Annotated in this window: 7 protein-coding genes; 6 read left to right on the top strand and 1 reads right to left on the bottom strand. The window is 39.0% G+C overall.

All coding sequences use genetic code 11. The features are described from left to right. Window positions 1-452: 452 nt before the first annotated feature. The 4 genes from AC2JBO_RS22635 (at window position 453) to AC2JBO_RS22620 (ending at window position 1,800) form a co-directional block, all read left to right on the top strand. Window positions 453-725, top strand: coding sequence for a CHAT domain-containing protein (locus AC2JBO_RS22635; RefSeq protein ID WP_496955908.1), 273 nt, complete (start codon window positions 453-455; stop codon window positions 723-725). A 281-nt stretch (window positions 726-1,006) separates the two neighbouring features. Next, window positions 1,007-1,210: a hypothetical protein gene (locus AC2JBO_RS22630; protein WP_496955909.1), complete on the top strand. Its 204-nt coding sequence runs from the start codon at window positions 1,007-1,009 to the stop codon at window positions 1,208-1,210. Between the two features lie 258 nt (window positions 1,211-1,468). Next, window positions 1,469-1,702, top strand: a complete 234-nt coding sequence (locus AC2JBO_RS22625) for a DUF433 domain-containing protein (protein WP_496955907.1) — start codon at window positions 1,469-1,471, stop codon at window positions 1,700-1,702. After that, the gene (locus AC2JBO_RS22620) at window positions 1,702-1,800 is read left to right on the top strand and encodes a DUF5615 family PIN-like protein (RefSeq protein ID WP_496955906.1); all 99 of its coding nucleotides are present in this window, start codon (window positions 1,702-1,704) and stop codon (window positions 1,798-1,800) included. The genes AC2JBO_RS22625 and AC2JBO_RS22620 overlap by 1 nt, the downstream gene beginning before the upstream one ends. Before the next feature lie 322 nt (window positions 1,801-2,122). Here the strand turns inward: AC2JBO_RS22620 and argS are convergent, their stop codons facing one another. Beyond that, on the bottom strand, window positions 2,123-3,880 hold the full coding sequence (gene argS / locus AC2JBO_RS22615; protein WP_496955905.1) for an arginine--tRNA ligase: 1,758 nt from the start codon (window positions 3,878-3,880) through the stop codon (window positions 2,123-2,125). 675 nt (window positions 3,881-4,555) lie between these two features. On the opposite strand from argS, the gene AC2JBO_RS22610 reads away from it, so the two are divergent. Together AC2JBO_RS22610 and AC2JBO_RS22605 are read left to right on the top strand one after the other, a co-directional pair. Beyond that, window positions 4,556-5,347 (top strand): Uma2 family endonuclease, encoded by a 792-nt coding sequence (locus tag AC2JBO_RS22610; RefSeq protein ID WP_496955904.1) that lies wholly within the window; start codon window positions 4,556-4,558, stop codon window positions 5,345-5,347. 374 nt (window positions 5,348-5,721) lie between these two features. Continuing rightward, complete coding sequence (locus tag AC2JBO_RS22605; RefSeq protein ID WP_496955903.1) at window positions 5,722-5,892, top strand: hypothetical protein; 171 nt, start codon at window positions 5,722-5,724, stop codon at window positions 5,890-5,892. Window positions 5,893-6,049: the final 157 nt, after the last annotated feature.

Below are 6,049 nucleotides of genomic sequence, written 5' to 3'. Positions count from 1 at the left end.
ATCGTCAAAGCGTTCATCAGCCTTTTGAATAAGCTGCTTGTAAAACCGTTTCTCACTCACCCCGCAATCAAAATTATTCAGAACATGCGTACTTAAAAGAAGACGGGAGCTTGAAGCATTATTTAATCCAGGGTTTTTTAGCATTCATCAAGCGTTCAAATCCTTCATTTTGAGGAGGACTATCCAGAACACCTTTAGCAGCTTGTGTTGCTGTAAACAGAAATATAGCCAAATTTCAAGAAGTAGAGATTTACCGTAAGGGCGGAGAATGGGGAGCGCATGTTGCCAATAACACCAATACATTTATCACTATCGCTATTGACCATAACCAATTTTTCCAGACATTTACACAATCATAGCTTTTTCTAATTCATATTAAAATTTTTTATATAAAGGAAATACTTGGTATTAGTAGTTACTTTATTGGAGGTGAGAACAAAGCAAAAGCGGTAATGGCTTCGCTGTGGAGTGTTGATGACTTGAGTACAACTAAATTAATGCAGCAATTCTATCAAAACTTAGCAAGCGGTAAAATGACAAAATCAGAAGCTTTGCAAAAAGCACAACTAAGTTTATTACTCGCTAATAACTCGAACAAGAAAGATGTAGATAGAGGTATTAAAATCGAAATTATCCCAGGCGCCTCTTCAAAACAACCGTGCGCTTCTGGTTACTCACACCCTTACTATTGGGCGCCATTTATTTTAATTGGTAATGGGTTGTAGTGGCAACGGATGACTCTAGGATGTAACGGATGGTTTATTTGAAATAACAAGATTTTATCAGATTCCCGACTTCGTAAAAGTTGTCGGGAATCTTATTTATTTTTCAAAACAAATTTGGTAATTATATAGTTGCATTTATACTACATTAATGTTACAAATAAATTATGAGCGCTGTTACATCCGTCTCATCACAATTGTTCATCAAGGGTAAATAAATCATGGCATCAACCGAACAAAACACAGTTAAAGCTTTTATCGACACTGACAAAAATCTTTTAAATATGCCTTCAATGACAGAATATTCGGCGCCGGAACGTGAGCAAATCAAACATACTCTTATTGGTTCACAGCTCGCGGTTACTGGCACTATCCGAGTGTTGCACCAATTAGGTTATGCATCAGTTGGCGACTGGAGTCCACTGTTACCTAGCTCCAACCCAGGTGAATTTATGAGCATACTTGTACGGTCTATTTCAGTTCGATAAAAACAGCTAGGCGCCTATCTTTTTGAGAAGGTGCCTATATTAGAACATACAAATTTACAGTGGCTGGTAAGTGAAAGCGCTCATGAACCGTTGATGCGGTCGGAACTGGGTATTCGATTATTTCAACGCACAACAATCATGGCGCCCTAATTATGTACACCAAGCCATTGATGCTAGTTTACGGTATCTGGAAAAATTTCCAACTCAACTCAAATATAACTATAATAGATAAACGTATGCTTAATAAAAAATAACAGTATGAGCAGTAACCTTTTGCAACGCATTACTTATAATTCCGACATTTGCCACGGCAAGCCTTGTATTAGAGGACTCCGTTATCCTGTAGAATTGATTTTGGAACTACTTAGCGCCGGCATGACAGTTGACGAAATTCTAGCAGATTACGAAGATTTAGAGCGGGAAGATATTTTTGCTGCTCTGCAATTTGCTGTGCGCCTTAGCCAAGTTAAAAGTATACACAAAATTGCCTAATGAAATTTCTGGTTGATGCTCAATTGCCTGTCAGACTCGCACGGTTTCTTGAATCTGCGGGTTATGATACGATACATACACGGCTCTTCCGTACTTAGCGTGCTAAATCTGCTAAAAAATTAGGTTTAAATCCTTGCTGTGCTTATTTTACGTGTTGTATTTAGAGGATGTTTGAAAAGTCAAGCAAGGTATAAATTATCATTCTTCGTTCCGCTACTCGCAACGTAAACGGAGTTTTCCCGAAGGGTAGAATCTAGGATTTCAGACTATACACCGAGATGCTTCGTACCTTCCTTATAATCTCTTTTATTCTTCCTTTGTGTCCTTTGTGCCTTTGTGGTTCATATTTCTTCTCTGTGAACTCTGTGTCTCTGTGGTAAAAATAAAGATGACTGCACAGGCAAGATGCCCGTGCTACAATTACATTCTTTCTAGAACTTGAATACCTAGTAGGGATAAACCAAGTTTTAGGGTACGCGCGGTTAAGTCACATAGTGCTAACCGTGATGTGCGTACAGGTTCTTCTGATTTTAGAACAGGGCAATTTTCGTAGAATTTGTTGTATTTATCACTCAAGTCATACAAGTACTCGCATAAGCGGTTAGGTAATAGTTCTTGCTCAACTGTATTAATTACTTCGCCAAGTTGTAGTATGTGTTTTGCTAGAGTAAATTCTGTTTCTTCGCGTAACAGAATTTTTGCATCGGCGCCAAGTTTAGTAAAATCAATATTACCTTCACGCCCAATACTTTTAACCCGCGCGTAAGCATACAACATATACGGCGCCGTATTACCTTTGAGCGAGAGCATTCTATCAAAGCTAAATTTATAGTCAGTTGTCCGGTTTTGGCTTAAGTCTGCATATTTAACGGAACTTATACCAACTACTTGGGAAGTATGGGCAATAAATTCTTCTGTTTCGTTGTTACCTGCTTCCTTTAACCGCGCTTCTAAGTCATTGCGCGACCGAGTTACTGCTTCATCTAGTAAATCCCGCAACCGTACTGTATCACCTGAACGGGTTTTAAATTTCTTGCCGTCTTCTCCTAATACTAAGCCAAATGGCACATGTACGATTTCTACGTCATCGGGTATCCACCCTGCCCGACGTGCTACTTGAAACACTCCTGCAAAATGGTTTGCTTGTCCAGCATCGGTGACATATACTAACCGTTTGGCGCCTTCTTGTTGTATCCGCTGCCGTAGTGCTGCTAAATCTGTAGTAGCGTAGTTATATCCACCGTCTGTTTTTTGCACAATTAACGGTAGTGGTTTACCTTCTTTGTTAGTAAATCCTTCTAAGAATACTACTTTGGCGCCGTCGGATTCTTCTAATAAACCTGCTTTTTCTAAATCTTCTACAACTGACTTTAAATAAGGGTTATAAAAAGATTCGCCACGTTCGGTCAAGTTAATATCAAGCAAGTTGTATAGAACTTGAAATTCTTTGCGTGACTGTTCGCATAGAAGTTTCCAAGCATGAGTTGTATCTTCGGCGCCTGCTTGTAATCGTACAACTTCTTGCCGCGCGGTTTCTTGGAATTGTTCGTCTGCGTCAAATCGTGCTTTGGCTTTTTTATAAAACTCTACTAAGTCACCAATATCTAAAGCGTTTGCAGTTGTCAACGCTTCGGGGTAAACTTCCCGTAGATAGGTAATTAACATTCCAAACTGCGTTCCCCAGTCACCTATATGGTTTAACCGCAGTACATCATGTCCTTTAAATTCTAAAATTCTAGCGATGCAGTCCCCAATAATTGTAGAACGCAAGTGCCCAACGTGCATTTCTTTGGCAATGTTGGGACTCGAAAAGTCTACTATTTCCCGCTTGGGGTGTTCTGCGGTTGGTACACCTAACCGCGCGTCTGCTTGTATGGCAGCAAGTTGTGCTTCAAGGTATTCTGTTTTCAACCGCAAGTTAATAAACCCTGGCCCCGCTATTTCTGGCGCCTCGCAAATATCTGATACATTGAGTTTATCAACAATTGCCTGAGCTACAGCACGCGGTTGCTGTTTTAACTTTTTTGCTAACGGTAAAGCTAAGTTTGCTTGATAGTCACCAAATTTCGGATTATTTGTCGGTACTAACATCACGTCAGTTCCCGCTAAGTCGGCGCCGAACGCCGCTACCGTTGCCTGTTCTACTTTTGATTTTAGTTGTTCTTGTGTAACGTTCATGTGTATATGTAAGTCTAATTTTTTACCATGCGGTATCTGAAATGCGGTTTTTCCAATATCGCGATACCCGCCTTAGATTAAAATCTAAGGCTAATTGCACAAGTCTTCTAAAGAAGACTAGATAGTTGTAATTTAAGCCTGTTTTGATAGGCTTTTGTCATTTGCAAGAGAAATATAACTATCGGATCGCTCGCGTTGCAGCTTAATACAATTCGCAATCTGACAGATGTATTCTACATGAGAGCAACCAGAAAGCGCGCTTTGTAGTTGCAACGCTCATCAAAGTATGTGTAGCCGGAAATACATCAAATATCCAGCTAGTTTGTGTAAAACCCTTGCGACGGCTGCCTATCTAGTTTTATCGTCTTCGTCGCTTTGTCATAATATACATATATTACAATAACTAGCTTTATATTATAGCATTCTAATTAATTTGTCAAAATAAAGAAATCATCACATCATAACGCAGGTGCGTGAAAGGCATTACGATTACTCAAAAGGTAACGAGAAATTCAATCGGCTCAACGCATCCAAAAGCTTTTACGCATCGGCACCCAATTGTGACAACATCGCAAATCCTGTTTATATAACAAATCAAGCGAGGATATTAGTAGAAATTCGCGTATATAGTACATAAGTTATAAAATAAAAACACGTTAACAAAGGCAGTGTTCTATGATACCCCAGGTCAGTGAAGCCAAAGCGTCTAGAGAAATGGTAATCACTTGGGAAGCATTGCCCGATGGTTTCCGGTTAAAAGACGACCCAGTGGATAATATAGGTCAACCGCTTATAGCTGCGGCATTAAATGAAATTTTAGAACATTTGGGTTTTATTCAACCCTGTATGTTATTTGCCACGAATTTTGGTCTTTGTGCAACGATTAACGGACAACTAGTTATTAAAGCACCCGACTGGCTTTATATACCTTCAGTTTTGCAAGTTTTACCAGACCGTAAAAGTTATACGCCTTACCTAGAAGGAGATGTTCCTGCGGTCGTAATGGAGTTTTTGTCTCATAAAGATGATGGAGAATATTCAGTTAAAAGAACTTATCCACCAGGGAAATGGTTTTTCTACGAGCAAGTTTTGAAGGTTCCTATTTACGCCATTTTTAACCCAGATGGCGGTTTACTGGAATTTTACGAGATGGAAAATGGACACTATGAGTTAAAGCAACCAAATGAGAATGGTCTTTACTGGGTTGCCTCAATGGGTTTGTTTTTAGGGACATGGCAAGGAACAAAGCAATGTCGAACAGGGTACTGGTTACGATGGTGGGATGAAGCAGGTAATTTGTTACCTTGGGGCGTAGAACTTATTGAGCAGATACGTCAGCTTGCCAAACAAAAACGTATTGGTGCGGAACAGGAAAGTCAGCGCGCGGAACAGGAACGTCTACAGAAAGAGCGGTTAGCAGCCTACTTAAAATCTCAAGGTATTGACCCTGATAATTTACCAACGTAATTTCCATTTTTTTAGTTTGTATAAAAGTACCCTTTATGGGTAATGCTGATTACTTGCTTGCTTCGATAAGCTTAAATCGTGATACGGCAATAAATGGAAACATTCTGGTGGTTTAGATAATTGGAAAACTAGTAAGTACTACTCTATATTTGTAACATATCACACATTACAGATTTTCACTTACTAGTTACCAATTTTTCTTTGATTTGTGATTACCGACATGGTTGATTGTTTTGATAGGCGCCACATACTACGATAGTGATAGGATTTTAATTCAGATAAATTATTTGCATGTGTTCAGCACAAACACGTTAATGTGAACCGTGGTTCACATTATAGTAGATTTGAACTTGTAACGACTCGTAAAAAATATAATGGATAGTATGTTAAAAATTTTACAAGCCACATGTAGGAATGGAAAATTAATTTTGAATGAAAAACTTAGTCCAGAGCTAGAGGGAAAAAGCTTAAAAATAATAATTGTTGACTTAAACGAGCCTAATCAAGATATTTTAGATAATGGGTCTAAGTTAGAGCAGTTGTAAGGATTCAGGTTGCCAGCCCGCGTATCCTTTCCAAAAGTTTAAGCGAGTGACCCCCCTCGGGGGGTCACGGCGCCGTAAAAATTAAATAAAAAAGTATGAAATAAACTTAAGAAAAAAGATTCTATTTACTGTAACGCGCACGCTTTAACAAAACGTA

This window comes from Calothrix sp. CBUCES-K 9914 (assembly GCF_059640475.1).
Note: the sequence above shows the minus strand (reverse complement) of the source record. Positions and strands in the feature narration are given on the sequence as shown.

Bases quoted from the DNA above. Each gene is read 5' to 3' on its own strand.
- AC2JBO_RS22620 (WP_496955906.1), top strand. From the start codon at position 1,702: ATGAAATTTCTGGTTGATGCTCAATTGCCTGTCAGACTCGCACGGTTT.
- AC2JBO_RS22605 (WP_496955903.1), top strand. From the start codon at position 5,722: ATGGATAGTATGTTAAAAATTTTACAAGCCACATGTAGGAATGGAAAA.
- argS (WP_496955905.1), bottom strand. From the start codon at position 3,880: ATGAACGTTACACAAGAACAACTAAAATCAAAAGTAGAACAGGCAACG.
- AC2JBO_RS22625 (WP_496955907.1), top strand. From the start codon at position 1,469: ATGAGCAGTAACCTTTTGCAACGCATTACTTATAATTCCGACATTTGC.
- AC2JBO_RS22610 (WP_496955904.1), top strand. From the start codon at position 4,556: ATGATACCCCAGGTCAGTGAAGCCAAAGCGTCTAGAGAAATGGTAATC.
- AC2JBO_RS22635 (WP_496955908.1), top strand. From the start codon at position 453: ATGGCTTCGCTGTGGAGTGTTGATGACTTGAGTACAACTAAATTAATG.
- AC2JBO_RS22630 (WP_496955909.1), top strand. From the start codon at position 1,007: ATGCCTTCAATGACAGAATATTCGGCGCCGGAACGTGAGCAAATCAAA.